At 61.1% G+C, this 26070-nt stretch carries 26 protein-coding genes and 1 tRNA gene; 10 read left to right on the top strand and 17 right to left on the bottom strand.

Going from position 1 to position 26070, the window contains the following annotated elements; all coding sequences use genetic code 11:
- The coding region (locus tag GSQ89_RS38915) for a hypothetical protein (RefSeq protein ID WP_216856624.1) at positions 1 to 377 on the bottom strand (377 nt) is incomplete at its 3' end.
- An 838-nt stretch (positions 378 to 1215) separates the two neighbouring features.
- The gene (locus GSQ89_RS39855; RefSeq protein WP_158933127.1) at positions 1216 to 1497 is read right to left on the bottom strand and encodes a helix-turn-helix domain-containing protein; all 282 of its coding nucleotides are present in this window, start codon (positions 1495 to 1497) and stop codon (positions 1216 to 1218) included.
- A 393-nt stretch (positions 1498 to 1890) separates the two neighbouring features.
- Between GSQ89_RS39855 and GSQ89_RS37050 the strand changes: the two genes are divergently transcribed.
- From GSQ89_RS37050 to GSQ89_RS37025, 6 genes are all read left to right on the top strand, one after another.
- Entirely contained in the window at positions 1891 to 2406 is a 516-nt protein-coding gene (locus GSQ89_RS37050; protein ID WP_158933126.1) for a hypothetical protein, read from the top strand.
- 115 nt (positions 2407 to 2521) lie between these two features.
- Positions 2522 to 2899, top strand: a complete 378-nt coding sequence (locus GSQ89_RS37045; protein WP_158933125.1) for a hypothetical protein — start codon at positions 2522 to 2524, stop codon at positions 2897 to 2899.
- A gap of 38 nt (positions 2900 to 2937) precedes the next feature.
- The gene (locus GSQ89_RS37040) at positions 2938 to 3396 is read left to right on the top strand and encodes a hypothetical protein (protein ID WP_158933124.1); all 459 of its coding nucleotides are present in this window, start codon (positions 2938 to 2940) and stop codon (positions 3394 to 3396) included.
- 99 nt (positions 3397 to 3495) lie between these two features.
- Positions 3496 to 3816 carry a DUF2384 domain-containing protein gene (locus GSQ89_RS37035; RefSeq protein ID WP_158933123.1) on the top strand — a complete coding sequence of 107 codons (321 nt, stop codon included), beginning with the start codon at positions 3496 to 3498 and terminating at the stop codon, positions 3814 to 3816.
- A 1859-nt stretch (positions 3817 to 5675) separates the two neighbouring features.
- Positions 5676 to 6278: a hypothetical protein gene (locus GSQ89_RS37030; RefSeq protein ID WP_158933122.1), complete on the top strand. Its 603-nt coding sequence runs from the start codon at positions 5676 to 5678 to the stop codon at positions 6276 to 6278.
- Positions 6268 to 9135 (top strand): DotA/TraY family protein, encoded by a 2868-nt coding sequence (locus tag GSQ89_RS37025; protein ID WP_158933121.1) that lies wholly within the window; start codon positions 6268 to 6270, stop codon positions 9133 to 9135. The genes GSQ89_RS37030 and GSQ89_RS37025 overlap by 11 nt, the downstream gene beginning before the upstream one ends.
- Positions 9136 to 9166: 31 nt before the next feature.
- On the opposite strand, the gene GSQ89_RS37020 is transcribed toward GSQ89_RS37025, so the two are convergent.
- Complete coding sequence (locus tag GSQ89_RS37020) at positions 9167 to 9550, bottom strand: hypothetical protein (protein WP_158933120.1); 384 nt, start codon at positions 9548 to 9550, stop codon at positions 9167 to 9169.
- A gap of 333 nt (positions 9551 to 9883) precedes the next feature.
- A complete protein-coding gene (locus GSQ89_RS37015; RefSeq protein WP_158933119.1) occupies positions 9884 to 10210 on the bottom strand; it encodes a hypothetical protein in 327 nt (108 codons plus the stop codon).
- A gap of 92 nt (positions 10211 to 10302) precedes the next feature.
- On the opposite strand from GSQ89_RS37015, the gene GSQ89_RS37010 reads away from it, so the two are divergent.
- The gene (locus GSQ89_RS37010) at positions 10303 to 10521 is read left to right on the top strand and encodes a DNA-binding transcriptional regulator (RefSeq protein ID WP_158933118.1); all 219 of its coding nucleotides are present in this window, start codon (positions 10303 to 10305) and stop codon (positions 10519 to 10521) included.
- A 91-nt stretch (positions 10522 to 10612) separates the two neighbouring features.
- Here GSQ89_RS37010 and GSQ89_RS37005 read toward each other — a convergent pair whose 3' ends face one another.
- Positions 10613 to 11128 (bottom strand): HAD domain-containing protein, encoded by a 516-nt coding sequence (locus GSQ89_RS37005; protein WP_158933117.1) that lies wholly within the window; start codon positions 11126 to 11128, stop codon positions 10613 to 10615.
- Positions 11129 to 11916: 788 nt separating this feature from the next.
- Positions 11917 to 13206 (bottom strand): hypothetical protein, encoded by a 1290-nt coding sequence (locus GSQ89_RS37000; protein ID WP_158933116.1) that lies wholly within the window; start codon positions 13204 to 13206, stop codon positions 11917 to 11919.
- 258 nt (positions 13207 to 13464) lie between these two features.
- On the opposite strand from GSQ89_RS37000, the gene GSQ89_RS36995 reads away from it, so the two are divergent.
- A complete protein-coding gene (locus GSQ89_RS36995) occupies positions 13465 to 13761 on the top strand; it encodes a hypothetical protein (RefSeq protein WP_158933115.1) in 297 nt (98 codons plus the stop codon).
- Between the two features lie 398 nt (positions 13762 to 14159).
- Here GSQ89_RS36995 and GSQ89_RS36990 read toward each other — a convergent pair whose 3' ends face one another.
- The 3 genes from GSQ89_RS36990 to GSQ89_RS36980 all read right to left on the bottom strand — a co-directional run bounded on the left by GSQ89_RS36990 (position 14160) and on the right by GSQ89_RS36980 (position 16151).
- Positions 14160 to 15125 (bottom strand): hypothetical protein, encoded by a 966-nt coding sequence (locus tag GSQ89_RS36990; protein WP_158933114.1) that lies wholly within the window; start codon positions 15123 to 15125, stop codon positions 14160 to 14162.
- A 76-nt stretch (positions 15126 to 15201) separates the two neighbouring features.
- A complete protein-coding gene (locus GSQ89_RS36985) occupies positions 15202 to 15453 on the bottom strand; it encodes a hypothetical protein (RefSeq protein WP_158933113.1) in 252 nt (83 codons plus the stop codon).
- Positions 15450 to 16151, bottom strand: coding sequence for an AAA family ATPase (locus GSQ89_RS36980; protein ID WP_158933112.1), 702 nt, complete (start codon positions 16149 to 16151; stop codon positions 15450 to 15452). Before GSQ89_RS36980 ends, GSQ89_RS36985 begins: the two co-directional genes overlap by 4 nt.
- 683 nt (positions 16152 to 16834) lie before the next feature.
- Here GSQ89_RS36980 and GSQ89_RS36975 point away from each other — a divergent pair.
- Positions 16835 to 18076, top strand: a complete 1242-nt coding sequence (locus GSQ89_RS36975; protein WP_158933111.1) for a tyrosine-type recombinase/integrase — start codon at positions 16835 to 16837, stop codon at positions 18074 to 18076.
- Positions 18077 to 18205: 129 nt separating this feature from the next.
- On the opposite strand, the gene GSQ89_RS36970 is transcribed toward GSQ89_RS36975, so the two are convergent.
- Positions 18206 to 18282, bottom strand: a tRNA-Arg gene (locus tag GSQ89_RS36970).
- A 181-nt stretch (positions 18283 to 18463) separates the two neighbouring features.
- Complete coding sequence (locus GSQ89_RS36965; RefSeq protein WP_158933110.1) at positions 18464 to 19780, bottom strand: hypothetical protein; 1317 nt, start codon at positions 19778 to 19780, stop codon at positions 18464 to 18466.
- 424 nt (positions 19781 to 20204) lie between these two features.
- On the opposite strand from GSQ89_RS36965, the gene GSQ89_RS36960 reads away from it, so the two are divergent.
- On the top strand, positions 20205 to 20738 hold the full coding sequence (locus GSQ89_RS36960; RefSeq protein WP_158933109.1) for a hypothetical protein: 534 nt from the start codon (positions 20205 to 20207) through the stop codon (positions 20736 to 20738).
- A 9-nt stretch (positions 20739 to 20747) separates the two neighbouring features.
- Here the strand turns inward: GSQ89_RS36960 and GSQ89_RS36955 are convergent, their stop codons facing one another.
- From GSQ89_RS36955 to GSQ89_RS36930, 6 genes are all read right to left on the bottom strand, one after another.
- On the bottom strand, positions 20748 to 21548 hold the full coding sequence (locus GSQ89_RS36955; protein WP_158933108.1) for a formylglycine-generating enzyme family protein: 801 nt from the start codon (positions 21546 to 21548) through the stop codon (positions 20748 to 20750).
- Positions 21549 to 21672: 124 nt separating this feature from the next.
- Complete coding sequence (locus tag GSQ89_RS36950; protein WP_158933107.1) at positions 21673 to 22461, bottom strand: class I SAM-dependent methyltransferase; 789 nt, start codon at positions 22459 to 22461, stop codon at positions 21673 to 21675.
- Complete coding sequence (locus GSQ89_RS36945) at positions 22461 to 23684, bottom strand: beta-ketoacyl-ACP synthase (protein ID WP_158933106.1); 1224 nt, start codon at positions 23682 to 23684, stop codon at positions 22461 to 22463. Before GSQ89_RS36945 ends, GSQ89_RS36950 begins: the two co-directional genes overlap by 1 nt.
- Positions 23684 to 24409, bottom strand: a complete 726-nt coding sequence (locus GSQ89_RS36940) for a 3-ketoacyl-ACP reductase FabG2 (RefSeq protein ID WP_158933105.1) — start codon at positions 24407 to 24409, stop codon at positions 23684 to 23686. Before GSQ89_RS36940 ends, GSQ89_RS36945 begins: the two co-directional genes overlap by 1 nt.
- A complete protein-coding gene (locus GSQ89_RS36935) occupies positions 24409 to 24870 on the bottom strand; it encodes a hotdog family protein (protein ID WP_158933104.1) in 462 nt (153 codons plus the stop codon). Before GSQ89_RS36935 ends, GSQ89_RS36940 begins: the two co-directional genes overlap by 1 nt.
- A complete protein-coding gene (locus GSQ89_RS36930; protein WP_254073556.1) occupies positions 24867 to 26060 on the bottom strand; it encodes a beta-ketoacyl-ACP synthase in 1194 nt (397 codons plus the stop codon). Before GSQ89_RS36930 ends, GSQ89_RS36935 begins: the two co-directional genes overlap by 4 nt.
- Positions 26061 to 26070: the final 10 nt, after the last annotated feature.

Here is a 26070-nt window from a genome sequence, read left to right as displayed (position 1 = left end):
GGCGGTAGATCATCGTAGACTCGCCTCCTACGCACCTCCCCGGCTGTCTCGTTCAAGCGGTCAATGGGACCCGCCTTAATAGTCGTGTCGCCTTTCAAGCCGGTCCAGATCTGTGCGACGCCGGTTTGCAAAGTCGATATGTAGTGGTCTCTGGAGTTCACCAGAAAATATCGTTTTGCGAATTCCAATACCCACGGATGAAGGGGATACTGGTTCAAACGACCGCTGACCATCGCCAAGTGTCCCAGAGCCGCTTCAAGGCAATATAATGTCTGACTCTGAAGCAAATTGAAGTCGTGGTGATCTCTTACCTTAACAGTGAGGTAGCCGCCGCCGCGCACCGGTACTGATCGGCCAGAGTAGTTGAATCTCGTCATGGCTTATCGGCTCGTCCCGTGGGCGCACATCAGGTAACCGGTCACCGCGCGTTGTCAACAGTCGCAACGAGATGTGATGATAGCGACCCCAACACTGTTCTACGCCTCGGAAACTCCTCCGTAGTCGTCGCCATCCTGAGCCACTTCTTCCTGCGCCCGCCCCCTAGTTGGTAGGTTTGCACCAGTTCGGCATGAGCCTGGTCAAATGCGCCCAATACGGTGGTGAAACCCGCGCACAATAGAGGACGGTCCGCGGCTTGAATGCGCACATGCTCAGTAGTCTTCACCGGAAAGCCCGCGTATCCCTTCGGGCTCTCCCCGCGGCCAGCATGGAGCTGTGAAAGCTTGTCCGCCTCAATCACACATCGGGCCGATCGATCAGCGAACGTGACCGAATAACGACGGAAGGTAACGGCGGCGGGTCGCCTCTTGGTGACCGCCCCTTCACCGGTTCAAACCTCGATGCGTGGCGTGTTCGCTCCGAGGATGAGGTGACCAGCCGAATGCTGCATAACAGGCGGTAGTGTCATCTTACGTTTGACACTGCCCGTCGGCGGCCCTTCCAAAGCTATCGACGTGTGATACAAGCGCATCGCCTGGGCATAGGTCAATGTGTCCATCGAATTCCATGAATTGTTCCCGCGGGCGCCGTTGGGCTTGTGAACTTCGATGCCGTCGCTGCGTTGAATTTCAAGTTGATCTGGTGGTGAAGGCGCCCGAACAGACCTGCGGATGGGTATTCCCTTTCAGCTGACGGCCGTGGTCTGCGGCGCACATTTGACTTCAGGACCTCAACCACCCACGCACCGCTGCCGGGCGAGACTTCAAGCCATACTCGTCACTCGTGGGGAAGATCGCGCCTAAGTAGCATCACCCCCATCTCCACCTCGTCGGTTTCTTCGAGGAAGCGAATACCGTGCCGTTTGAGAACGGCCACGATGGCTCCGAGGTTGTCGGCCCGAAGCATGGAAATGCCCGCCTCATAACGTGCTACCGAACCAGTAGACAGCCCGGCCTCGGCTGCCAGCTTACGCTGCGTTATGCCGACAAGCGCCCGCGCTGCCGCAAGAGCACGCGGTAACGGTAGCCCGACCGATATTCTGGTTGAATCCTTACCCACCGGACAAGGTGACAGAAAACTCGGCGGGCTGTGTCCAGGACGAAATCCTTGTCAACATTAAAACAACATACAATCGGTGTTTGGGTAACGCAAAGTCGGTACTCCTGATTCAGAGTATGATATCAGAAGAACAGTTTCCGCTTGACCGATGCCCCCCTCTGACATATGGTCTTCCAGTCAGCAGCCGATTCGGAGTGCCGACACAACTCTGGGTTGGCGCCTTCACGCTCGGGGCACCAGATGTCGAAACAACACATATCCGAGGACGCGGCACGTACGCGCCCATCAGACCCCAGGGAAGGGTCCTCCGACTACTCGGAGAGTGGCGTCGCTTCTCTGAGCATCTACCGGCGTCCACGGTCGGACAGATGGCGGAAGCGCGCGGTTATCCATGTGGATAGCATCGAGCACATCTATGACCGGCCCTATGCGCGTGAAGTAGCCATCGCATACCTTGATGGGCGTCCGACGGCCTCATGGCTTGTCATGCCCGAGGCCGAGTGGGAGGACTGGTCTCTGAATCGGCATCGCAGTAGTAGCGGCTGGCACGGATTGCAGCCCGATCCGTTAGGGTTGGATCCGACGACGTTCACTGCTGCGCTTCGGGTTGCCCTCGAGGGCGTGAAGGTTTTTGCGGAACTCCACTTGGCGGTAATCAAATGGTTGAAGATCGTCCATGAAGCGGCTGGGGAGGACTTCTCTTTATCAGTTGGAGATGCCCACACGCTGATCCGAGCCTATGCAAGTGATGAAGGCATCTGGCGCCGGGTCGCCGCCGATGCCTCGGCCCTTCATTCCCATGTCCTGCGCGCCGCATCCGAAGCGACCAGATTGGCCGGGTACATTCGATTGTTGAACGCTCATCCCCTCCCCAACCGGAAGCATTCCGAGCGGAAAGTCAGGCAATAAAAGCCCAAAGAACTTCCGGCATCTCGGCATTTAAGGCCAAACGTACAGCCGGACGGCGACGTGACGGAAATGGTGGATGAGGCATGGCGAACCCGAAGCACTGCCAGGTGGATCAATGATCGACGCCGACATTTTGTTCAAAGCGATCTATCGCGGTAAGCCGGTGTCCGTGACGCACGCGAGCGATGTCGAGATCGAAAGTGTTGTCGGGACCGTCGGGCCGCCACAGGACATGTTGGAGCTCTGGAGCTTCATTGCGATTCGTATTGGATCCGCCGTCGACATCCATGCGCTCGCCTGTCGTGTTCGGCTTCGGAACACGTGGATCACATCCTCCATCGTGGCCGTCGATCTGACGGCGCGTGCGATACGGACTTGGTCCGGGCAGAACTATTTGCTTGGAACTCGTGACGAGCCTGAGCTCGATCCGGAGCTTCGAGCCCATCTTGCGTATGCCCTGCGTACCTGGGGATTTACAGATGTTGTTCCGTAATAAGTTAGGTCGACGCGGTCCAGTAAATGGTGGTTGTGATGACGCCTCCTCTTGCTGACGCTCTGATCACCGCGACGATGACGCAATGGATGGTGGTCGATGCGATTGGTGACGAATGCCTGTTCGGATACGCCACCTGGCACCCCAACACTGGGGGTCTCTCCTGGGTCCTCTCGACGCCCATTGTGGAATTCACGGAGTCAGCCGACCGTGCTCGAACCTCAAGCGGGCGTGTCTATTCGCTCGGCCAGGTAATCACCGCACGGGACTTGGATGAAGAAGGGCGCATCGCCCTTCGATTGCTGTTGGCAGTTGACCCCAACTATCCCGGCGTCAACGACGACCGAAACTGGGTCATCGCACAGAAGATGGCCAGACATTTGCGACTAGCCGCGCCGCGCCGTTCCGACCACGTTGGTGTCGAGCGGTTCTTGGAAGAATATCATAATTCATATACGCAACGACTGAGAAAAATGCGCGGCTTTGACGGTCTCTGATCACTTTACCCCATGCGTCGAAGATCGGTTTTCGCATGAGGGGCGAGCACGGCATCTGGCAAATCAACATTTCTACACGACGTGAGCGGCCCTGACGGCTTGATTGACGGCGACCGGCTGGCCCGCGTGCTTTCGGTCTCTAGGAGCGAATTGTCGGCCGCCATCGGACCGCCCCTATCTGATACCTTTGCGATCGCGGATTGGGTATCTCCTGTAGTTCAGGCTGGGCTGAGCGAGGTCGCGCACATCATTGACCGCGTCTTGGCCTGGTGCGGGTCGCCGCCGCAAGCCTTCGAATGGTTTCGGTCGCAGCCCATCCCTGGATTCGGCTGCAAAACCGCCGGGGATCTTGTGCGCGGAGGCCGGGCCGAAGACGTGCTCAGCTATCTGGACGGCATTGCCGTAGGCGGTTTCGCTTGATTAACGGAAGCCCCTTAATGGTCTCGTCCCTCGACATCATTTCTGACCTGGTCAGCCGTTCGAACTCGGGTTCGCCTCCCCCTATAACGACCCGGTCGTTGCGGAGCTGTTTCACCGGGCCGACCACGACCCCTCCCTCGCGGCTCGTGACGTGAGGGGACTGGTCTGATGGCGCACTTCTCCGAAACGCTTAAAGTCAGACTAAGGGACGGGTCAACAAATGACATTGGGGCTGCGACTCCCCTGAACCCTGCCCATGTCGCCGCATGGCTGCTGCTGGCGCGAGCTCTGGAAGTAGCGGGCGTCACAGTCGAGCAGGCTGGACGTGACGGTTCCGTCTGTGTCATCCGCGTCCCGGCACAGGATTGGGTTGAACACGCACGGGACGCCTGGGGGGCGAGGATGCGTCACGGGAAGCGTTTTAGCGATGGGCAAGAAAACGATTACTGGGGCGCAGGGGACTGGCTCGCATTGGCTCCCAGCGAAGAGCCGAGAAAATACTAGCGAGATCGCGAAATGGAGATGATTGCCGACGCCCTCGCGGAGGGCCGCCATTGCATCGGCTTCGCAGCAGACGTTGCTTGGCTCCCGGAAGATCTGGTGCAGGTGACCGTGCAACGTCATCGCGATGTCGTCGAGCGTGTGGCCGCGATGCTTCTCGAACGCGGTTCCCTGAGCGGCGACGAGGTGGCTGTCCTCGTCGGCGGAGGAACGTCTTCGGATGCGGACGGCGTAGCGACTGGCCGCTTCGGGACTGGACCGGCTACCGGAGGGGTGACGGAAACCTCTCGGAAGCCTGCCAGGGGACCGCGGCGACCCGGAGGACGGGCCCGGCGGAAGGAGGAGTAGTATAACACCAAGCGAGAGAGATTTGCCGAGCAAACGCCGCCATGTCATCGGGCGAAACAACGATTCAAAACAGGATTAGCCGTCCAGACGCCTTAATTGAACCCGACCGGCCGCCCGGCATATTTATGGCCCCGATGAGCGAATTGGCCGCCGAGATCCACAGGCGGCCCTCCGGTGGCTTGGTGTGCATGCTGAACGGTCGTTGCCCGCAGTCCAGACCTGTCTGCACGCGATCGCCTGCATTATTGATCACGTGTTACCGTGTTCCGGTCCGGCGCCGTAGGCATTATCATGGTCTCGGTTCCAGCCAACGCCGAACTTCGGTGAACAGGCCGCGGCAGATCCGGTGCGCACCGGTAGAGCCGAACACGTACTCAGCCATATTGAAATGATCGCTCAGGCGAGGAGACAACGGCCAACTATGAGGCAATGTAGTTTATCAGGAATGAGACGACGGCGAATCATGGGGATGGATATTGCGGTCATCAGTTCGCCTCAGCGACGTTGGTCTCCGTCAGATGGCTGGGACCGGGGCTGCCCGGCGACCTCGTCCCGGGACACCGGCCGGGTGTCGATATAGTATAGTAAGGGCAGCCCGAACCGAGGCTGCCGCAAGCTCTGCAGCGGTCCGATCACCGCACGTTACCGCATCTGCCAATGGCTCGACCGCTTTGCGCAGACGCCGAAGCGCGCCATGCCTGATCGCGGCACGTCTCCACCGCTCGGTCGCCGCGGCCGCGTCATCGTCGTGTATCCCGGACAAGCACCTCTGATACGCTTGGTCGTACGCGCGCGCAGTCGCCGAGCCTGGCTGCGGGCGGCCAGCCGAGTAAATGTTGACATAAGCACGGGCTTCTCCAAGTAGTGTCAACAAATTATCCATTTATGGCCTCTCAAAATAATCCGCACGAAAGTGTTGCACATCGACCGTCTTCCGATCAATCCTAAATTGTAGAGGATGTCTCGGGTTCAATTGTTGACAAAATGGACATCAACGGGAGGGCGGCACCTTGAATACTTCGTTGACAACGACTCTTTTGCATTGGCTCGGCAAGACCGCGCGCGAAGTTTTTCGCGATGTGGCCTATGGTGTTCTCGTCCTTGGCCTGATGATATGCTTGGTGCTCGCCGATTTCGGCGACCGATCCGCGCACATGCTGTTGGCCGATGCCCACCTGGGCAACAGCCCCGAGACCGTGAGAGTGGCGTGGTTAGCAACGGTCGGTGGTCACGCCATCATGTTGTTGGACATGGCGCTCTCTATCGCCATGCTGTCAGCCGGGCTGCGGCTGACCTGGTCAGTGGTTCGTTGGATGACACATACGGCGTGGCGGCCCCTGATCCGCCGGTTTCCGAACACACCGTCATCTCTGGAGCGGCTCAGCGCGGGTGCCAGCCATGTCGGCAATAAAGTGCAGCTGCTCCTGGGCGCGGCAACCCTGATCTGCCTTGTCGTGGCGACCGCGCCGGTAGCTGGAAGGATGCTCTGGCACGTCCTGCTCACTCCAGCGGCGTGGCCGTTCCTTGCTGTGATCGCCGCCATCGTGGGAGGAGGCGTCGTAATGAAGGCGAAGCGCCGCTCCATGCATAAGGAGGCGAACAATGTCCTCTGAAATTCTGAACCCTATTCGACGCGCCGTCCGGCTGGCTCTCAGGCCAGCTAATCCGATGTCCGCTTTGGACGCGCACGTGGCTGTGCTTGAGCGCGATACGCAGGGCGTCGCTACCATGGCGACGACTGCGATGGCGGCGGAGCCGAGGGGACCGCAGGCCGACCGACTGGCCCAGATCGCCGACCCGCGTCAGCGCTTCGCCGAGGCGATGCAGGCGAATGGGGTGACCGAAGCAGACTTGCCGCAGCTCGAGCATTCGGCGGAACGCCGGTTCGTAATCCGGTTCCTCATCGCTGTGACCTGCGTTGCGTACGCGATCCTCGCGCCCAGCTTTGGGCTGATCGGACACACGGCGCTGCCCGCGCTCGACCATTCTTTGCCCTGGATTTTTGCAGTACCCATGCTCCTTCGGGCCGCCCGGTCGAGCTTCGACCTTCACGTGATCCGGTCGCGCTCGCTGTCGATCAACGAATGGCTGAGAAGCCCGGCGGCCTGGCTTGGCGCGAGAGCGATCGCCATCCCGCTCGCGTTGATCGTCGCCGCAGCGCTGGCGCCGCACGCCGTGGCGCAGACGACGATTGCTAGCAGTACGCCCGGTTCAGCCGTGGCGCAGACTATCCAGCAGTGGACTTCGTGGACGACACAAGCAACGCACGCTAATGACCTGTCCCTTCAATGGCTTCAGCGGATGTTCTCCGGCGCGGCGTTTGCATGGGGTGGCACATCGAGCGACACCGATGCCTTGGAACCTCTTTTTATGCTAGTCAACAGTATTCTATTGGCTTTTGGTTCTTTCTCACTCGCGTGGTTTACTGTGATTGGTTTAGTACATACGGCGCATAGCGGCAAGGTACTCGGTGACCGCTGGCACACATTCTTCGCACCGCTTCGAGTGTGCCTGGGCGCCACCATGCTGGCGCCGGTAAAAGGGTACTGCGGCGCGCAACTGATCGCGCTGATCATGATCATTGGGTCGTACGGAGTGACAAATGATCTTTGGGCTCTTTATGTGCAAACGATGCTCAGTCCGACGAGCGCGGCGACTCTTGTGCCGCCCCAGCTTGACCTCGCGAACAACTTAGCTTCAGAAGTTTTGCAGGCGGAGACTTGTGCCCAAGTAGCAACCCTATACGACAGCCAGATGTCGAAAGTCTCAAATGGTACGAGCTCGTGGATCATCGGCCTATTTAAGAGTGGCGCGAGTCCAACGAACCCTGGCGGGAAAGCGTACGCCCTGCCGCCGACATCAGGCACGCCGAGCGGCTCTGGCACGGTATGGGACTACGGGCCGCTGTGCGGCAGCCTGACGCTGGACTCTTTCGTGACCAGTGCCAGCGCAATCGCGAACACGGCGGAAACGGCTGCAAATGTGAACGATCCGGCCTCATCGCAGGAGGAAATAGCCGCCTACGCCGCATTTGACCAAGCACGCACGTCGGCCATGACCAGTTTCGTGACTTCGGTTCGCGCCTCTGGTCTTCCGCAGGCACTTGCTGACGCGGTCTCGCCTGGTGCACCTGCTGCTCCCCCGTCAAATGCCGGATCCTTGCTCTCCGGGGTCCTGACGGCCGCTGCCGCATACCAGAGCACGATGACGACCGACGTCAAAATGATGGCCGCGGCACTTGATACTTCAGGTCGCGCCAATTTTGCCGCCACGGCCCAAAAACTCGGCTGGGCCTCCGCCGGTGCTCTCAATTTTACGTTGACGAGGCTGTCCGCTGCGGCCGTAGATCAGGCAGCGGGCGCTATGCCAGCTGTGCAGTCGGTACAGATGGATCTCCTGACCAGAGATAGTCGCGCTCGAATGAACAGCGCTCTGCAGGGTCTCGCACTGCTGATCCGCGACAGCAACGAGACTGCCTACACGACGCGCGGCGACGTGCAGGTGCGCGAGGATTTTCAGTCATGGAACCCACTCGCGCTGCTGCTGAAAGTACCAGGCGACATGATTGCGCGAGGCGTGACGAATTTGGCCAGTTTGGACCCCGTAAATCCGATGGGCGACATCGTCGGCCTAGGAAATACGACGCTGGTTGCGGGCGAAACCCTCTTCGTCACTTACGTTGGACTTCGGGTTGCTGCTGCCACCGGCGAGGAAGGGGCAAAAGCGATTCCGATTGCTGGGCCTTTGGTGTCAGCCGTCCCGGCGGGCGCCCTTGAAGGGCTGAAAGCGGTCTCGACATTTGTTGACGCTGTTGTCGGCAGCCTGCTGGTTTTCGGTGCCATCAACGCTTACGTTCTGCCACTGATTCCATACATCATGTGGTTTTTCGCAGTGCTGGCCTCTGCGACGCTGGCGGCAGAACTGGTGGTCGTGGCGCCGATCGCAGCGTTTTTTCACCTACGCTATGATGGCCAGGAACTGATAGACGGACCACAGAAAGCCATCTACACTATCATTTTCCACGCCGTGACACGGCCTCCCCTGCTGTTGTTCGGCCTTATACTGTCGAACATCCTATTCGCAGTAATGGCGGGGTACTTGAACCAAACATTTGCGCTAGCAATGCTGTCCAGCCAGGGGAATGACATTATTGGTATTGTCGGCATTATGACAATGCTCGCTATTTTACTTTACATGCACTATCAGTTGGCGGTCAGGTGCATGTCGCTGGTGCATCAAATCCCGAGCATGGCCGCCCACATCATGGGTGCGCCGGATCTTGAGCGAGGCGAGCATGGGGAAACACATAATGTGTTCGCCGCAGTTGGAAGTTTTGTCCGAAATACGGGCACATCATTCGCCGCACGCTCGATGACGCGCGGCCCGAGCAACGAGAAGGGCGGCCAGCAGGCGCCGACCGGCGGAGACGAGGGCGGAACCAAACGACCAACCGAACAGCCAGAACCCTGAGGGCGGGGCCGAAAGGCCCCGCCACATCCGATCAGTCGGCTCGATATTCTAAGGGACTGGCTATGCCAGCCTCGACGGCCATTCGGTCGAACGTCCGCTCGTAGAGCAGGCTCCCAACTGTTTTCAGGTTGCCCGACTTCTTGTACCGCTTGCCGCTGTCGGCGAGCACAGGGCTTCTCGGGTGCGCCGATTTGAACTCATCGAGGTACGCCTGCAGGCCCCCGGCGTGCGCCGTCTTCACGCAAAGCGCGAGCTCCAAGTCAGAAACTCGGGTCTCCAGTCGGTGTGCATAGGCTTCCCACTGCTCGCCGACCTGGCGCGCCCTCTTGGCGCGCTGCGCGTACGTGTCCGCGGCAGCGCTGGTACGTACTAGGCTGCGCGTTAGGATGCTGCGGCTGTTATCAGATTCGAACATTACGGTCGCATTTGCTCCAGAGGCCGGGGGCGGCCCGGCACCATCAGAAAAGAAGTCTCCTTCGGATCTCCGATACCCGTGAACGTGACACATCTGCTGGATCTGATCCAGTTGCCATCAACAGTCTGCTTGGGCGAGAGCAAGGCGCTGGTTGAGCGCTGGGAGACGCGCCGCAAGAGCCGGTGACCCCTGGCGTTCAGCACGCACCTGATGGCACAACCCGCTGAATGCGATGAAGGCGTCCAGCAGGCAAGTCAATTCCCCAGTCCAGCCTAACCGCAAGATATAAAGGGGTTCCGACTACAAATTTTTAACCCCATTCATGCACCACCCTCAAAGGCCGTTTCTGGTCAAGTTTTTATCTGAGGACAGTCCCATCAGATCCTCACCCTCTTGCCATGCTTGGACATCGAACTCAGCATCAGCGGTCAGGTCGACACAAAAAATCAACAGCACATTGCCGTCGACCTTGAGGTCGTGACCGCCGATCTCCTCCGCGCGATCCAATACCGCGTCCTCGAAAGCCTGCCAGTCCTCACAGATCGAAATGAGGCCGTTCGCCAGCCGTTTCAGCTGCCTGCCGATCCGTGTGCGAGTGATGTCGCACGGCTGGCCGCCGTCAACCTTAGCGAACACGACGGATACAGATGTTGCCACCATGGTTGCTTGCATCCTATACGGTAGTCGATGACTACTTTATGGGGAAAATCTCGTAGGTAGTCAATGACTACGTTTTGGAAGGAGGCCAAATTATGCAACCGCCGTCCACCCCTTCGTCCAATCCTCAAGGGTGGACGAAGGAGGAGATCACCGCATGGCGACACAGGATCGGCATGACACAGGCTGCGGCCGCGGAAGTGCTGGGCGTACATCTTCACGCGTACAAAAAATGGGAATACGGCACCCGCCGGGTGTCGGTCCCCATGCGCCGACTGGCTGAGTCAATCGAACGCGACCGCTTGAACAAGTAGCGGAGAGTGGCAGATCCAAGTGAGAAACAGCCGATGAACGCTTCCCTGACCAGCCGTCGCAAACTTGGCCGTGCTGGTAAGCAGCAAGCCATCAACGTTTAGCGCTCATCACGTGGTCTTGGAAACCGAGCGCGGTGGCAGCATCTCGATATTCCCGAACACCGAATCCTGCGACTGGATCGCACAGAACCTGATTCATCCCATAAATAACCTCGTCGTCCAATATCACGTAGTCTGGATTGCCGTGTTTTCGGAGCCAGGTCAGGATGTCTCGGCGCTTGTTAGCTGGCGACGCTAGCGGGCAGGCAAAGTCGACGTGGAATAATTCCTCACGAATGCCTTCCGCGATGAGCTTGGTTCTCGTATCAACCGAGCCAACGCTGTACCTCCAAATACTCGAGATCACGAGTTCGGCGGCTGCCCGCTCAGCGAGCCTGTTGAGCATCGCAATTGCGATGGGGTCAAACCCAGCTTGCGCGGATACCTCATGTTGAGCGTAACCGGACACGGAAGCTCGCCGCTGTAATTCACTATTGCGCGGCAAAGTGGCCCATGCCGCGCCAGAAAGCAGCACGCCATCGATATCTACGAAAATTATCTGTCTCATCGGCGACATCCTTCATCATACGCGCCGCAACTCGCCCCTATGCACCTCCGCCACCGCTCCACGTCGATCGGCGGGCCGCCACGGCAGCAGAGTGCTGAAGTGTTGCTCGATTTCCTCGAAGCAGACCGGGTGCATTCGATAGTGCGAAAGCACGATGCTCCGTCTCTGAGCTTTGATCTACCACGCGTGGCACCGATGAGTAGCCGGTCGAGAGCGTCGAGACCGTCGACCGGTTTCTGGCGATGCTGTGGGGTTTCGTCTGGGACACGCTCCCCTGAAGCGAAGAGGAACAGTGAGCTTAGCCCCGGCAGCTACCGAGTGATCCGGGTTGCGTCGGCCTCTATAGAAAGAAAAGAAGAAGAAGGGGAGCCGAAGATCTATCGGTTACCGGAGATATGTACAGGAGGAAGGCTGGGAGAGCCACAGGGAGGCCCTGCCGGGCCAGGAAAGCCTGCCCCGGCAGGAAAGCCAGCGCCGGTATACGGAAAGCCGCCCATGAGCTCCGGTGGCCCTCCATGAGCCCGTTCTCCACCAACACTCGGTAGCTGCCGGGGCTACCGGAAGCTACCGAGTGATCCGGGTTGCGTCGGCCTCTATAGAAAGAAAGAAGAAGAAGGGATGCCAAAGATCTATCGGTTACTGGAGATATGTACAGGAGGGAGGCTGGGAGAGCCACAGGGAGGCCCTGCCGGGCCAGGAAAGCCTGACCCGGCAGGAAACCAGCGCCGGTATACAGAAAGCCGCCCATGAGCCCCGGTTGCCCTCCACGAGCCCGTTCTCCACCAACACTAGGCAGCGGCCGGTAGCCCCGGCATAAGTCCCATCCCAGTCATAGTCGCCGTGATCAGCGCCACCGGTTCTCCGAGGGCGTCTGCAAACTCCTCTGGCATCTCGAAGCCCCGGGAAGCAACCAGATATGCGATAGCGCCCAGCAGCGGATCAGACATCTGAACCTCAGGCGATCCCTTCTCGGCCAGCACGGTAACCGTCTCAGCGTCCAGGGCGAGCAGACGGAGGATCTTGGATATCGGCATTCCGAGCTCACGGCCGATGCCGCGAGCTGACATCCCCTCGGCTTTCAGCTGATGCACCCGAGGCGCCAGCCTACGGGCCGCGGCGAGCCACTGGTCTTTTGTCTTGTTGCCTACGGCCTGGCGAGCGGCGTTACGTTGGGCCGCCAGCCGGTCAGCGTCCGTCGCCAGCGAACGAAGTCCCAGAGCCACAACCTCGTCATATGTCGGCTCCCACTCCTCGATGAGACGCTGTTTGCCGTACGTGTAGCGAAGCCCCTTGCCGCTCGCCGCCTTCTCGCCGTGGCTTGCAGCCAGGTAACGGCCGATGATGGACGCATCGGCCGTTACCTCCCACTCGCCATCAATCCAGTCGTCGCCGACTACCGGCACAAGCAGCCCCCGGAGCTCTCTGCGAACCCGCTCGGCGGTCATCCCCAGCGGCAGGCTCGCGACGTAGGCCGCGGCGATCATCGTGCAGTGCAAATCTCGTGTTCCGACCGGCAGTCCACCTCGATGGATGGCTAGCGCCGCCATTTCCAGGGCGGCGCGCCGATAGTAAAGATTCACGCATGCCGACCGGTATTCAGACGAGCCGGTGCCTCTTATAGCAGCATCGAGCGCCTCTCGCTCGGCCGCGATCAACCGAGCGCTGGCGGCGAGCGGGATGACGTCGTGTAGCGCCTTCAAGGTCTTGCGGACGCGCGGCGCTTTCGCAGCCTTTTCCGTTGCTGGCACGTCTCGCTCGGCCGATGGCCCGGCGATTTCGAGTTCCGGAAGGCCGCTCCGGCAGGCCATTAGCGACACGGCGTCCCGGCTGCCCTCGATGAGTGTGTGCCGCTTGCCCGGCAACGGGTCGGTCATGCCGTCGAGGAACCGCGGGGGTGCCAGATAAATGGGCTGCTGGCAGTCAGCGACTTTTGGATCCACCAGCCGGTGGCCCTTGGCGATCGAGGCGCCCATTTCGGCGAGGCGCGCCCGCACGTGGGCATCCAACCGCTTCAGCAAACTCCGGACGCCCTGTTCGCCCAGCGGTTCGTCGAGCCAGAACCAGAACCTTGCGTCCAAGGTGGCAGGTGCCTCCCCGACGGGCGTCAGAGCACAACACGATGAAGACCAGTGGGCCGAACACGTCACCCCTGAGAACTCGTCTCCTAGGATTGCGATCATCCATCTCCATGCAGCCTGTGGGTCCGTGCGCGGATCCAGGCCAGCTAAGTTTGCCCATTTGTCGCAATCAATGGGCAAACAATGGAGCCTCGCCGACTTCAGGCCAGGTGGGCACGTGCCTTTCCCAGTTTTCGTGCGCCGAAGATAATCGCCCCGGTGCGCCCGCTGGCCGCGGACAACAAAAGCCCGCCCCTCCTCGGCAAGGCCCACGAGCATCTGGTGCATCTCGCGTGGCCCGGAGAATTCAATCGGCTCGGCCTGGAAGAACAGGTGGTTCCCGAATGGAACGGTCTTATTCGGCGTGAAGGTTTTCCCAGGATGGCCGCCGGTCCGCATGCCAGTCCGGACGTCGTACGGATAAAGGGCTGCCAACGTTTCCTTTCCGACGCAACCGGCTGGATCAGCGTTGATCTTTGCATTATATGGCTGCATGCTTGGCACCGTGTGAAGTAGATCGGCCGGGGATCGTGGGCGTTGGCGCGCCTCCCCCCGGCCGTTTTACTGTGAGCGGGCCTCATGCATACCGCAAGAACCCCGCGCACGACCGCTTCAGAATTCTTCGATCAGACTACCAGCGCGCCTAAATACACGCGCCCGCGAAAGGTAGTTAGTAATATTTTCAATGAGTTATGGTACAAATGCCGTATTTTGACGACAGCCTGCGGTCCTTGGACCGATTTATGTCGGTAGAATACCGTATGTTTACGGTGCAGATACGGTGCAACTGATTTCCGAAAAAGTGTTGCACAATTCCGAAAAAGTATTGCACGGTTGCTATAATGTGTTGCGCGGCATGATGGGTAACGTGGTCAGTGATCCCGAATTCTGACCTGGCATCCTACGGGAGTTCCTCAGGCGGCCTTCGCGGAGAAGGGGCACATCCGCGCGTTCCGGCGGACCTGCGCAATTGCAGACGGCAGCGGGCGCGGCAGGGGCGGCAGATCCTTGGGCGACCATGCTGATTGGCGGCGGCCGTAGTGTCGGTTAGCCGTCTTCGTGGCAATGTGGCCGAGCAGCGCAGAGACCTCTTCGATTGGCAGGGCGGCCTTAGCGTTCGAGGTGAACTGATGGCGGCAGCTGTAAAGCGCATAGCCTCTTTCGCGGCCGGGCCACAGGCGACGGCAGACCTGGTGCAGCAATGCGCCGCATTGTGCCTGTTGGTCTGCAAAGATCCCATCGACGGACCACCTGGCCCCAACGGCCGCCATCCGAATCACGCACTCCAGGTCTCTGCGGGAGAACGCCGAGATGTCGAGTGTGCGCGTTGGCCCGAGCCCCCTGCCGTTCGTTGCTTTTTCGTTTTCTGTAATCAGCAGCACCCGGCCGTCCTCGACAACGACTGCCGCCGCCCGCCATTCGCCAGGGCGCAACCCGGTCAAGACGCCTGCCCACAGCCAGTCGATGAGAACTGGCGCGAGCCGCGATCGCGAAGCGACCCTCAGGTCAGCGAGGACCCGGTCGAGGTCGGCCTTCCGAACCAATTTCTCCTTGCGGGCAGAACCCCGTTTCACAGTCGGCTGCGGGCAAGGAGCAGGCGCCTTAAGCAGCGCCACGGCCGCCTCGACTTCATCCCCCGGCATGCCCCTGATCATGTGCAAGGCGGCCGCTCGATAGAGTCGCCAGCTTGATGAACGCAGCGTCGGCCGAAGACGCAGGAGCCAGGTGGCGAAATCCATGGCAGTGATGTCGTCCGCATCGCAGCCGAGTTCGTTCCGGAAACGAGCAAAGAGACGGACGCCTCGGCAACGATAGGCGTCCAATGTTGACAATGTTGGCACGCTGATTTTGCGGTCGGCGGTGTGATATTCGCTGTCCATGATGCGGTCTCCCCTGTGACAATGATACGCCTCAGGGGGCTAGAAACGACAATCTGCGAGGGCAGAAGCCCCTGAATCAGCCGCCCTCCCGCTCGAGCAGTTCAACGATGGCGCGCTCCACTAGGTCTTGGTCGCGAGCACCTGATTTGATGCCGTGGATTTTCAATCGCTGATAAACGGCCTTGGAAATCCGGACACCAAGCTGTTGGCGCTCGACAATAGGCGGCGCCGCCTGCGGCTGAACATGAGCGGCAACTGGATGCCGGAGTTCGGCTTCCGGAGCAGCTTCACCCATATCAAAAGAGAGGGGTTTCCGGGGAGGCTTCATGGGTGGGCTACCGTGCTGTCCAGGTGGCCAGTTACCACGGTAGCAGGATTACTTTCTACCGCGCTGGCTTGGTCCACTGGTAGCCCGATAACAGCAAGCAACCAGGCCAGCAGGGACTCGATTTCGGCGGCCGCCTTCCCGCGGGGTTCGTGTTCACCGGCGGTTCGGCCCTCGTGAAGACGCGAAGAGAAGGCCTTCCGTTGATGGATCACCACCGGTGCAAAATAGACGCCCGAATCTGCGAGGGCCGCCTTCGTTTCTGCGACTTCTACTCCCTGCGCCGGTGCCGCATTGATGACGACCCACGTCGGCGTCCCGGCCGTCCTCGCCACCCGAATTGTGGCCCCCACGGCACCCAGATCCAGGGATGAAGGACGGCAGGGAATCAGGACCAGGTCGGCCACCGCTCCTGCCTCGGCCGACACGCCGTCGGCATGGGGCGGCGTATCGAGGATGACGATGTCGACACCCTTATCTTGGGCCTGCCTGAGGAGTCCGCGTAGTCGGGGAGCTTGAGCGGGCACGACGGCAGGGAATGCCTCGCCTCGATGGTCGGACCACACCGCTGCTGATGCCTGGGGGTCCAAGTCGAACAGGGCGACGACCAAGCCCACGGCCTCGGCGGCCACGGCTAGGTGGATCGAAAGCGTACTTTTTCCGGTGCCCCCCTTTGACGATTCGACCGCAACCACCTTCATGTCGTTATCTCGCTACCAAGGTAGCCTGGGATCGGGCTACCTGGTGGCTTGGTAGCAGGGGATCAGGGTAGCAGTCAACACGATGCAAGGGCGATCCAATCGACTCGTCGCGGGCTCATGAAAGCCTTTGTCAACATTACTCTACGAGTTCACATTATTTTCTGTGGGCACACTACAAATTCCGTTGGACAATTTTCCACGCGGGGTCATCCTCGTTCACATACCCGTGAACGAGACTAGGCCATGTCGATCCTATCCGCTATCAATCTTCCTCCCCCCTCCGCTATTTGCACTGCCGCCACTCTTGGGATGGCGGCTTCCCGTATGGGCCTTGTCAGGCCGCCGTTGCCCGAGCGTCCCCGGCTCAAGGCGCTCCCACGGCCACGTCCGGCGACCGCCCTGCCTTTGCCAGTGCGCCGGTTCCTGGCGATTTCCGAAGCGGCAGAGTACGTAGGCGTATCGGTGGCTACGTTCCGTGAGGAGGTCGCCGATGGTCGCTGGCCTGCGCCATTGCGCCGGGGAAGAACAGGGCGCGCCATGACCTGGGATGTACGAGCTCTTGACAAGGCGGCGGATCATATGGCGGGGATCGCGCCTGCGGTTGCGCCGGTGCAGGCCGATGTGGCTGCGCAGAAAGCAGGCGAGGCTACACTGCTGGCCAGGTTCAATCGATGAGGTAATGGATGGCGCGCCCTAGATTACATGGACTGAAGCAGGTTCCGCGCAAGAACGCGAACGGTATTGTCGTGCGTGTTGACTGGTATCATCGCGCCACCGGAAAGCATGTCGGAACCGATGAGGCGGAAGCTAAGCGGCGGGCGGATGAACTCGACGGCGATGTGAAGGCCGCGCCACTGCCGACATCCACATTTGAGGGGCTGGCTGCCGCCTACCTGACGTCAGACGCGTTCCGCAGGTTGGCGGCCAAAGCGCAAGGCCTGAACCGACTTTACGTCGGCAAGCTCGTCAAGCGGTTCGCAAACAGCAACGTGGCGGACATTACGCGACCGGTCGTGGTTGCGTTCCGCGAGTCCCTTAGCAAGGAGATTGCCGCCGCTCCTAGGCGCGAGCCGGGCGAGAAGAAGCCGTGGCTCAAGAAGGGCGAGGAAGGCCCGATGACGCCCACCGTCGCCAAGGGCTTGGTCAACAAGCTCTGTATCACCCTCCAACATGGCGTGGACCTCGGGGTTCTGCCAGCTAACCCAGCGCTGAAGGCAAAAGCCAACTTCGGAGTCCGACCGCGGAAAGAGGTCTGGGAGCCGGAGCAAATCGAGCGATTCATCGAACACGCGCCGCCGCGGCTGAAGGTGGCGGCGGGCCTGCTGTTTTACACGGCTCAGCGGCCGTCAGACGTCATGGTGATGGACTGGGGCACGTTCGTCCGCAAGGACGACGGCAAGCTCTGGGTGGACCTCATCGACCAAAGCAAAACGGGCGAGCTCGTTCGGGTGCCGGTGCACAAGCGCCTGTCCGTCATTCTGCGCGACGCTCCGACTAGGTCGGGCCTCCTGGTGCCGTCCCCGAAGGCGGGAGACGAATGGGAATACCGCAATTTTGCTCGCGCCTGGGACGGCGCCATGAAGAAAGCTGGACTCGCCGACCTTGGCCTTCAACGCCGAGATCTGCGCCGCACCGCGATGGTGAGGATGGCAGAGTCGGGTGCCACCGATGCGCAGATCGCCGCTGTCTCTGGCCATTCCATTGAGCAAACACGACGGATCCTCGACACGTATATTCCGAGGCGCGGTGAAGTCGCGGCAGGCGCAATCGCCGCGTGGGAAGACATGCTCGATGCGCGCGATATCCGGCAGGCCGAGCAAGCGCACGCGAGCGCGCTGCACCAGAACATCGCCGCCGAGGTCGGCCTCACACCCGACCAGGTCGCGCGCGTCCTCGAAATCGCCGGAGCCCATTCGGCTCGCTGAGGGGCCGCTATTTGGCTGCCCGCGCCCCTATGGGCATAACCCGCTTTCAGCCCGTGCCGAAACCTGTGTCAAAACACCCTGAATTCTGACACATCATTTCACATCATGGTCCGTAAGAAATTGAAAAGATGGCGCGCCCTGGTGGATTCGAACCACCGGCCCACAGCTTAGAAGGCTGTTGCTCTATCCAACTGAGCTAAGGGCGCATCCTTTATTTTCAGCTATTTAAACGATAACCGGCATACCTGGGGCCATCATGGCTCCGCGCTGCCCCAAATTCCTACCATGACCTTGCCCCAAGGGGTATGTGCCAAAAGCACCATCCGTCAATCATGGAAGGATTTCGTCCAACACCGTTCATCCTCCGCTCTATCGCGAGGAAACCATTCAGTCAGCCTGCCTGCCGCCGGGATCGCGGGCCGTCAGCACCACGGGCCGTGTGGCCTGCCGCACCGCCATCAGCGCAAGGTTGGTGCGCCGGTTCATGCGATCGATATAAGCACGATACGATCTGTCGAACGCCATGAAGGACGGGATGTCGCGGGTCGGCAGACCCTCATGGACCAGCCACCATTCCGGCGGCCTCGGGTCCGCGTCGACCCGGGCATAAATCGCGGCGAAGTGGCGCAGATTGTCCGTAAGATCGGTATACCGCCGATCGGCGACGATATGATCGAAGTACCGTCGAAACGACCCCGGGATCGGGCTGTCATAGAAGATCAGGTTCACATCGGTATCGTAAATCTCATTGTTTTCCTGCATCGGTGTCGCCGTGGCGATCGCTCCTGGTCCGTCCGGCAACCAGTCGCCACGCTGCAAAGCCTGGCGGGTGGCCGCGTCGCGGAACAGCGCGACCGGGTCGTCGAGCGGCAGGTCGTTGGACCGCCTGATCTGGTTGACGAACTCGTTTTTCGGAACCGGGAATGAGAACGCCGAGATCAGGACGAACCGATCGATCGGCCATTCATTCCACAGGCCGGCCGCGGCGAGCACATTGTGGGTGAAATGGGAGCAGTTGTCGCCCAGGACCGTCATTTCAAATTCCCGTTTACCATCACGGTACTGCGCATTTTGCGCATTGAGGTAGGTGACCACACGCTGCATCTGCCCCTGGTCCACCGGCAGGCGGGCGCAAAACCGGCCACGGCCGAGGGAGATGCCGTAGTCGCTGGCAACCGACGCCTCATACATGAAGTCGTGTCGTGTCATGCCGGCGGGCATGTCGTCGAACACCTCTTTGTGAAACTTTACGCCGTCCAGGATGCCGAGTTGCTGCGCCCGCACCTGGGTACGGCGATAGGAGTCGAGCGTGACGCCCTCGCCCGGCCGCAACACACCGTTGAAGAAGAAATCCCGGCCAGGCGTGGCCACCCAGACCGCATTGCTGAAATGGCCGTTGGAACTAAGACCCACGCCGGAGTCCGCCGATGGTTCGCTATCGTCGCACAGTTGGACCGTCGGATAGGATTGTTTCGGATCCCGGCACACGCCGTTCAGGTACGCCACCGCATGGCCACCCGGTCCACCTCGATATTCGAAACCAAATCCGGGCTTCTTCTTCATGCCCGACACCGCACAAACCTCGATATAATACGGAAAAATCGAGGCATACAATGCCGGGTCACCCGGCGCGCCAGGCAGGTTGAAACGCGCGTTTTCGCACCCGGCAAGCAGGGACAGCACAGCCGCCAGGATACAACGCACGGTCGGCTTTCGGTTCTTCCCCCGCGGCCCAAGGATACGCGAAAAACCGGCCAGACGGCCAAGATGCTGAAAGATCGGTCTCAAAACGCCCAATTCCACAGCGGCGGTTGCCGTCCGGTTCATGTTTTCTCCATCGCCATGCCGGCAATTCTTCGGTAATCGTTCCAATATCCCGGCACGGGATCACTATAGGGTCATTGCGCGTGTCAGGGTATCACAACCGCTTTTGCTCCCCGGCCAGGGGACAGGAACGCGGTGACACGTGCCGCCAACCGAACAAACGGGGCTGGATTTCAATCGGCGGTTCCGGCATCATCCGATACAGAAACAATAAAGATTTTAGGGAGACGGAATGATGTTGCGTTCGTTCACGGCGATCCTGTTAACGATAATGCTGGGCGGCTGTGTCACAAGACAAGTCGCGGTGTCCTATTCCGCCCCGCCCGCCGAGGCTTTGCCAGCCGCCGAACATCATCCGGTGATTGCCATCAAGGCCGTTGTCGACGATCGTACCAACGGATCGCACTGGCTTGGTGCCATTCGTGGCGGTTACGGCAATCCGCTGAAAACCCTTGAAACCGACCAGCCGGTCAAGGATGTCGTCGCCCAGGCTTTTTCCGATGCCCTGGCCGCCCGTGGCATGCTCGCGAAAGCCAGTACCGAATCTATCGAAATGACGATTACGATCCATCGGTTCGACTGCAACCAGTACGTTCGCCGGGAAGCCCATGCGGATTTTGAAATCACGCTCACGAACGCACATACCGGCACGCCGGTCTATTCGGATCGCGTCACCGCCGACGATGTGAATGGCTCCGTTTTCGCCATGGACGTCGCCATATTCGGATCCGTGGACAAACTTCGCATGGTCGCCGTGGGGACGATGCGCGAAGCGATTGACAAAGCGCTCGATAAACCCGCCTTCCTGGCCGCTATAGCGAGCGCCGGGGCGGCCTGATACCCCCGACTACAACGTCGCCGCGACACGAAATCCCACCTTCGGGTTTCGCACGTGAGGCGAATCGGCATTGCGAAATGACGCGTGTTGTGTCGCGGCATTATTGTACCAGGACCCGCTGCGCATCACGCGCCGCAGCGGATCACCTGTTTCCCACGCGCTGCCATCCCGCGGTGCGCCATCATAGGTGCTGTTCCAGCGATCCTCTACCCATTGCGTCACGTTGCCGGCGGTGTCGTAAACACCGAACGCGTTGGGCTTGAAACTGCCGACAGGTGAGGTCTGCTCGTCGTCCCACTTGCTGCCGCAGCCGTTACAGTTGGCATTACCTTGACCCACCACATCGCCCCACCAGAATATCGTTGCCGTTCCCGCTCGGGCGACGTATTCCCACTCGGCTTCGCTGATCAGGCGATAACGCTTGCCGGTCTTCTTACCAAGCCACGCCACATAATCTTGCGCGTTGTCCCATGACACGTTGATCACCGGCCGGCGTCCGCGGCCCCAACCATGGTCGTCCGGACGATAGCCGGCACAGCCACCATCCGCCACACAGGCGTCCCACTCATCGAACGTCACATCATACCGGCCGGCCGCGAAGGTGTATCCGATGGTGACCGCGTGCAGCGGTGTTCGCCGGGTGTGGCCGAGTTCTCCCATGGTGAAAGAGCCGGGACCAATAACCACCATCTCAGGACACTGGGGGCAGTCCTTGAAAACCGAGCCCGGTTGGCGTGCCGGCTGGGCGTTGGCAGGTGCAAAGCCGATGCCCGCCAGCAAGATGACAACAAGCGCAAGACCATACCGCATCATAGTCCTCCCCGAATCGTGACGCTCCCACTGCCGGCGCGATGCTTTGAACACTTCATCGTATTGTTAACGAAAATATAATAAAATCGCTTCGTCTACAAGACCGCGAGCCATTGAAGCCGAACTACACCGCGTCCGCCTTGACCGCGACCAGGTTAAGCAACGTCTCTTCACGCTTCCCCGGCCGCGGCGGCGGAATACGCAACAACCGTTCGGCGCCGCCAAGATCGATCCGGCTCCACCACAGATAGGGATAGGACACCGCGTCCGGCGCCACCACGAAGCCGCCCGCGCGCAACAGCGCCAGATACTCATCGGCGCTGCGCTGGACATGCATCGGATGGCGGAACAGCAGCCGGATCATCCACGACTCGATATAAAACCGAGTCGATTCAGCGAACAACAGCAACCCGGATGGCCGCAAGATGCGATGAAACTCCCGCAGGCACTGTTCCTGTTCCACCAGGTGGTGAAACGTCTGGTGACAGAAAATAAGGTCCACACTGCCGTCCCGCAGCGGCAACCTGGCACAATCGCCCTGGATCAACGTCACCGCTCGGCCGATTTTCGCCGCGAATGGCCGGGCATTGGCGAGAACCTTATCCTCGCGGTCGACGCCAATCAGTTGTTCGGGCCGAAAAGCATCCATCAGCAGTGGAAGCGATCGTCCATGACCGCATCCGGCGTCCAACACGACCGGATAGTGCGAATCCGGATGCGCCATCAGCCGCCGCAGGTCGTCGAGAGCGACCTTCAGCACATGATCGGCCCAGGTCCGGGTGTTCAGGAACCACACCCCAAAGCGGGATTCCGGCACGAAGCCGCTGTGCGACGGCGACCCGCCCCGACGATGCAAAGCAGACCCATCGCCGGCCCGGAATGGAAAAACCCCCCGCACGCCGTCAGCGCGCATCACATCCTCCGAAACACCAGCGAGGTGTTGATCCCGCCGAATGCGAAATTGTTGTTCATGAAATACTCGAATTGAAGCCGGCGCGGCTGTCCCATCAAGTAGTCCAGTTCCGCGCACCGCGCATCGACGGTTTCCAGGTTGGCCGTGGGGGCAAGCCAGCCGTCCCGCATCATTTCGATCCCCAACCATGCCTCGATCGCACCGCAGGCGCCCAGCGTATGGCCGAAATAGCTCTTCAGCGAGTGGATCGGGATACGCGAGCCGAACACCGATGCGGTGGCGACGGTTTCCGCGATGTCGCCCCATTCGGTGGCAGTGCCGTGCCCGTTGACGTAGCCGATCGCCTCGGGCGGCAATCCCGCATCCTGCAACGCCAGGCACAACGCGGTCGCCATGGTTTCCGCCCGCGGCTGTGTCGGATGGCTGCCGTCGGTGTTGGTGCCAAAGCCGACAAGTTCCGCATGAATGGTGGCACCGCGAGCCAGCGCGTGCTCGCGTTCCTCCAGGACCAGGGTCGCCGCCCCCTCGCCGATCACTAGGCCGTCCCGGTCCTTGTCGTAAGGGCGCGGTGTCAACCGCGGCGAGTCGTTACGCACCGACGTGGCATATAACGTGTCGAACACCGCCGTCTGAGTAATGTCCAACTCATCCGCTCCACCCGCCAGCATGATGTCGGCTCGGCCCAGGCGGATGCTTTCGAACGCATAACCGATGGCCTGGCTGCCTGACGTGCACGCGCTCGATGTCGGAATCGTTCGCCCGGTCAGGCCGAAGAACAGCCCGATATTCACTGCGGCGGTGTGGCTCATCATCTGTATGTAGCTGGTGGCGTTCAACTTCCGCGACGCCCCCAGGGTCATCAGTTCGGCAAAGGCGACGTAAGGCTGCGGGCTGCCGAACGAAGAACCGTAAGCAATACCGGTACGTCCCGAAGTCAGGACGGGGTCCTCGATCAGCCCGGCCTCGGTCAGCGCCCGCTCCGTCGCATAGGTCGCCATCCGCGAGACGGCGCCCATGGTGCGGGTCTTCTTGCGCGGATAGCTGTCCGCTCCGGTAAAGCTCGGGATCGGACAGGCCAGCCGGGTGTTGATGCCCGGAAAACGCGACCACGCATCCATAAAGCGCACGGCGGTCCGCCCCTCCTGCAGGGCTGCGCGGATCGTCGGCCAATCCTCGCCAAGCGCGGTAACCCCGCCGATCCCCGTTACCACCACGCGGCGCATCAGGTGATGCCCCCGTTCACCGAGATGACCTGGCGCGTGATATAGCCAGCCTCATCCGACAGCAGGAACGCCACCGCCCCGGCGACCTCCGCGGGACGGCCTGCGCGCTGCATGGGGATCAGGTTTCGCACCAAATCGGCCGGCAGATGCTCCGTCATCCGGGTCTCGATGATCCCCGGCGCGACGCAGTTCACGGTGATCTGGCGTTTGGCCAGTTCGACCGCCAACGCCTTGGTAGCGCCGATGATCCCGGCTTTGGACGCGCTGTAGTTCACCTGGCCACGATTGCCGATGATGCCGGAAACCGAGGACAGCGTGACGATGCGGCCACCCTTGCGGGCCGACACCATCGGCATCACCACCGGCCGCAGCACATTGTAGAAACCGCCGAGGTTGGTATCGATGACAACGTCCCAATCCGCGTCTTCCATGGCCGGAAACGCGGTGTCGCGCGCGATCCCCGCATTCAGCACGACGCCCCAGTAAGGACCATGCGCCGCCATGTCCGACTCAAGCATCTCCAGGCACGCCGACCGGCTGGCGATGTCGAAACTCAACAGCCTGCCGTCGCCGCCGGCCTCCCGCACGGCTTGCAAGGTTGCCTCGGCCCCGGCCCGGTCGCCCCGGTAATGCACGACGATATGATAGCCCTCACATGCCAACCGCTGCGCGATCGCCTGTCCGATCCCCTTGCTGGCGCCGGTGACCAGCACCGTTTTACTCATCATTCCTCCCCACTCTGACTGCCGGGCAGCACAGTAACATTCTTCGGTTCGGCCACGGTCAATCGGGCCGTGGCAAGGACCTCGCCGCCGCTGCCTATCCGGCAATCGAATACACCAACCTCGTCGTCGCGGTAGACCAGATCGACGGTCACCACCAGCCGAGCGCCATCCGGAAACCAGGCGCGAGTCGCCAGATACCGCCGCGTGCCGAGAAGAAATCCAATACGGGGAGATTCCCCAGCGCGGAGAGCCCTGGCACCACTGAATGCGCCGCACGCCTGGGCCATGTACTCGATGCCGACATGGGCGGGAACGCCGCCATCCTGGTAGAATGCCGCGTCCGGACTGATCGTCACGCAGGCCGAAAGACCGGTATCGGTGCAGTCGATGACCTCATCAAGCAGCACGGCCGCCCCCGCGTGCGGCAGCAGGTCGGCCACCGGCCACTGACGCCGGGTCACGCCACCTCACCCTGGCCAAGCACCAGTGTGGCGTTGCTGCCAGCGAAGGCGAACGAATTGCTGAGCACGGCCATCCGCCCCCCCGGCGGCAGGCGATCGCCGATCGCGACAAGGTTCAGCGTCGGCAGGTCCGGCATCGACATGCCATCCCACAGATGCGGCGGCAGCCGCCTCTCGGGATTATAGACAGGCGAAAGGGTCAGCCAGAGAAACGCCGCCTCACAGGCACCGGCCGAACCCAGCATGTGCCCCGTCATCGCCTTGGTGGAACTGGCAGGCACCAGCCGGCCGAAGACCGACGCCATGGCGTGGCTTTCCATCGCGTCGTTCAGCACCGTCCCGGTGCCGTGCAGGTTGACGTAGCCGATATCGTCAGGCGACAGGCCGGCATCCGCCAGCGCCTGGCGCATCGCCGCCGCGGCACCGGCCCCATCCGGCGCGGGCGCACTGGCGTGATAGGCGTCCGACGTCTCCCCGATGCCAAGCAGCCGCACCGGGCCGTCGCCGGGCTCCAGCAGGAAGGCCGCCGCCCCCTCGCCGATGGTGATGCCATCGCGGTTGCGGCTGAACGGGTTGCAGCGGGTCGGCGACAACGCCTCGATCGCGTTAAACCCGTTCAGGGTCAGCCGGCACAGCGTATCGGCGCCGCCAACCACCGCGGCATCCGCCACCCCGGCGCGGATCAGCCGCCGTGCCGACGCAAAGGCCTTGGCGCTGGAGGAGCACGCCGTCGCCACGGTATAGGCCGGCCCGGTCACCCCGAGATAGGCTGCCGCATGCCGGGCCAGGCCACCAAGTTCCTGCTGACGATAAGAAAATCCTTCGGGCCAAACCCCGGTATGGCGATGTCGTTCAACCGCCGCGCCGCCCTCGGCGATGCCCGATGTGCTGGTCCCCAGCACCACCGCGATACGATCCGAACCGTACCGCTGCACCGCCTGGGCGATCGGTTCGGCGATCTCATCCAGCACGAGCTGCATCAGGCGGTTGTTGCGACAATCACTCTCGACGGGACGCGCGGACGGCAAGACGGCATCGACCACGCCCACAGTCACCGCTCGGTCGAACAGCAGATCGCGGCGTTCCGTCAGCCCCGCCACCGACCCGGAGAACAGGTTGACCGCCGTTGCCGCTTTGCCGCATCCCAGCGGCGTGGCCAGGCCCAACGCGGTCAGGGCCAAGGGGCGCATCAGGGGACCC

The sequence above is a fragment of the Acidisphaera sp. S103 genome, from assembly GCF_009765975.1.
Classification (GTDB): domain Bacteria; phylum Pseudomonadota; class Alphaproteobacteria; order Acetobacterales; family Acetobacteraceae; genus Rhodopila.
Note: the sequence above shows the minus strand (reverse complement) of the source record. Positions and strands in the feature narration are given on the sequence as shown.

What these genes read in the sequence shown, in the direction of transcription:
- GSQ89_RS36980 (WP_158933112.1), bottom strand. Translation starts at nt 16,151, where the DNA reads ATGAAGGTGGTTGCGGTCGAATCGTCAAAGGGGGGCACCGGAAAAAGT.
- GSQ89_RS36955 (WP_158933108.1), bottom strand. Translation starts at nt 21,548, where the DNA reads ATGCGGTATGGTCTTGCGCTTGTTGTCATCTTGCTGGCGGGCATCGGC.
- GSQ89_RS37005 (WP_158933117.1), bottom strand. Translation starts at nt 11,128, where the DNA reads ATGAGACAGATAATTTTCGTAGATATCGATGGCGTGCTGCTTTCTGGC.
- GSQ89_RS37040 (WP_158933124.1), top strand. Translation starts at nt 2,938, where the DNA reads ATGACGCCTCCTCTTGCTGACGCTCTGATCACCGCGACGATGACGCAA.
- GSQ89_RS37010 (WP_158933118.1), top strand. Translation starts at nt 10,303, where the DNA reads ATGCAACCGCCGTCCACCCCTTCGTCCAATCCTCAAGGGTGGACGAAG.
- GSQ89_RS37045 (WP_158933125.1), top strand. Translation starts at nt 2,522, where the DNA reads ATGATCGACGCCGACATTTTGTTCAAAGCGATCTATCGCGGTAAGCCG.
- GSQ89_RS36945 (WP_158933106.1), bottom strand. Translation starts at nt 23,684, where the DNA reads ATGCGCCGCGTGGTGGTAACGGGGATCGGCGGGGTTACCGCGCTTGGC.
- GSQ89_RS37025 (WP_158933121.1), top strand. Translation starts at nt 6,268, where the DNA reads ATGTCCTCTGAAATTCTGAACCCTATTCGACGCGCCGTCCGGCTGGCT.
- GSQ89_RS37020 (WP_158933120.1), bottom strand. Translation starts at nt 9,550, where the DNA reads ATGTTCGAATCTGATAACAGCCGCAGCATCCTAACGCGCAGCCTAGTA.
- GSQ89_RS36940 (WP_158933105.1), bottom strand. Translation starts at nt 24,409, where the DNA reads ATGAGTAAAACGGTGCTGGTCACCGGCGCCAGCAAGGGGATCGGACAG.
- GSQ89_RS36975 (WP_158933111.1), top strand. Translation starts at nt 16,835, where the DNA reads ATGGCGCGCCCTAGATTACATGGACTGAAGCAGGTTCCGCGCAAGAAC.
- GSQ89_RS36985 (WP_158933113.1), bottom strand. Translation starts at nt 15,453, where the DNA reads ATGAAGCCTCCCCGGAAACCCCTCTCTTTTGATATGGGTGAAGCTGCT.
- GSQ89_RS36990 (WP_158933114.1), bottom strand. Translation starts at nt 15,125, where the DNA reads ATGGACAGCGAATATCACACCGCCGACCGCAAAATCAGCGTGCCAACA.
- GSQ89_RS36930 (WP_254073556.1), bottom strand. Translation starts at nt 26,060, where the DNA reads ATGCGCCCCTTGGCCCTGACCGCGTTGGGCCTGGCCACGCCGCTGGGA.
- GSQ89_RS37015 (WP_158933119.1), bottom strand. Translation starts at nt 10,210, where the DNA reads ATGGTGGCAACATCTGTATCCGTCGTGTTCGCTAAGGTTGACGGCGGC.
- GSQ89_RS36950 (WP_158933107.1), bottom strand. Translation starts at nt 22,461, where the DNA reads ATGCGCGCTGACGGCGTGCGGGGGGTTTTTCCATTCCGGGCCGGCGAT.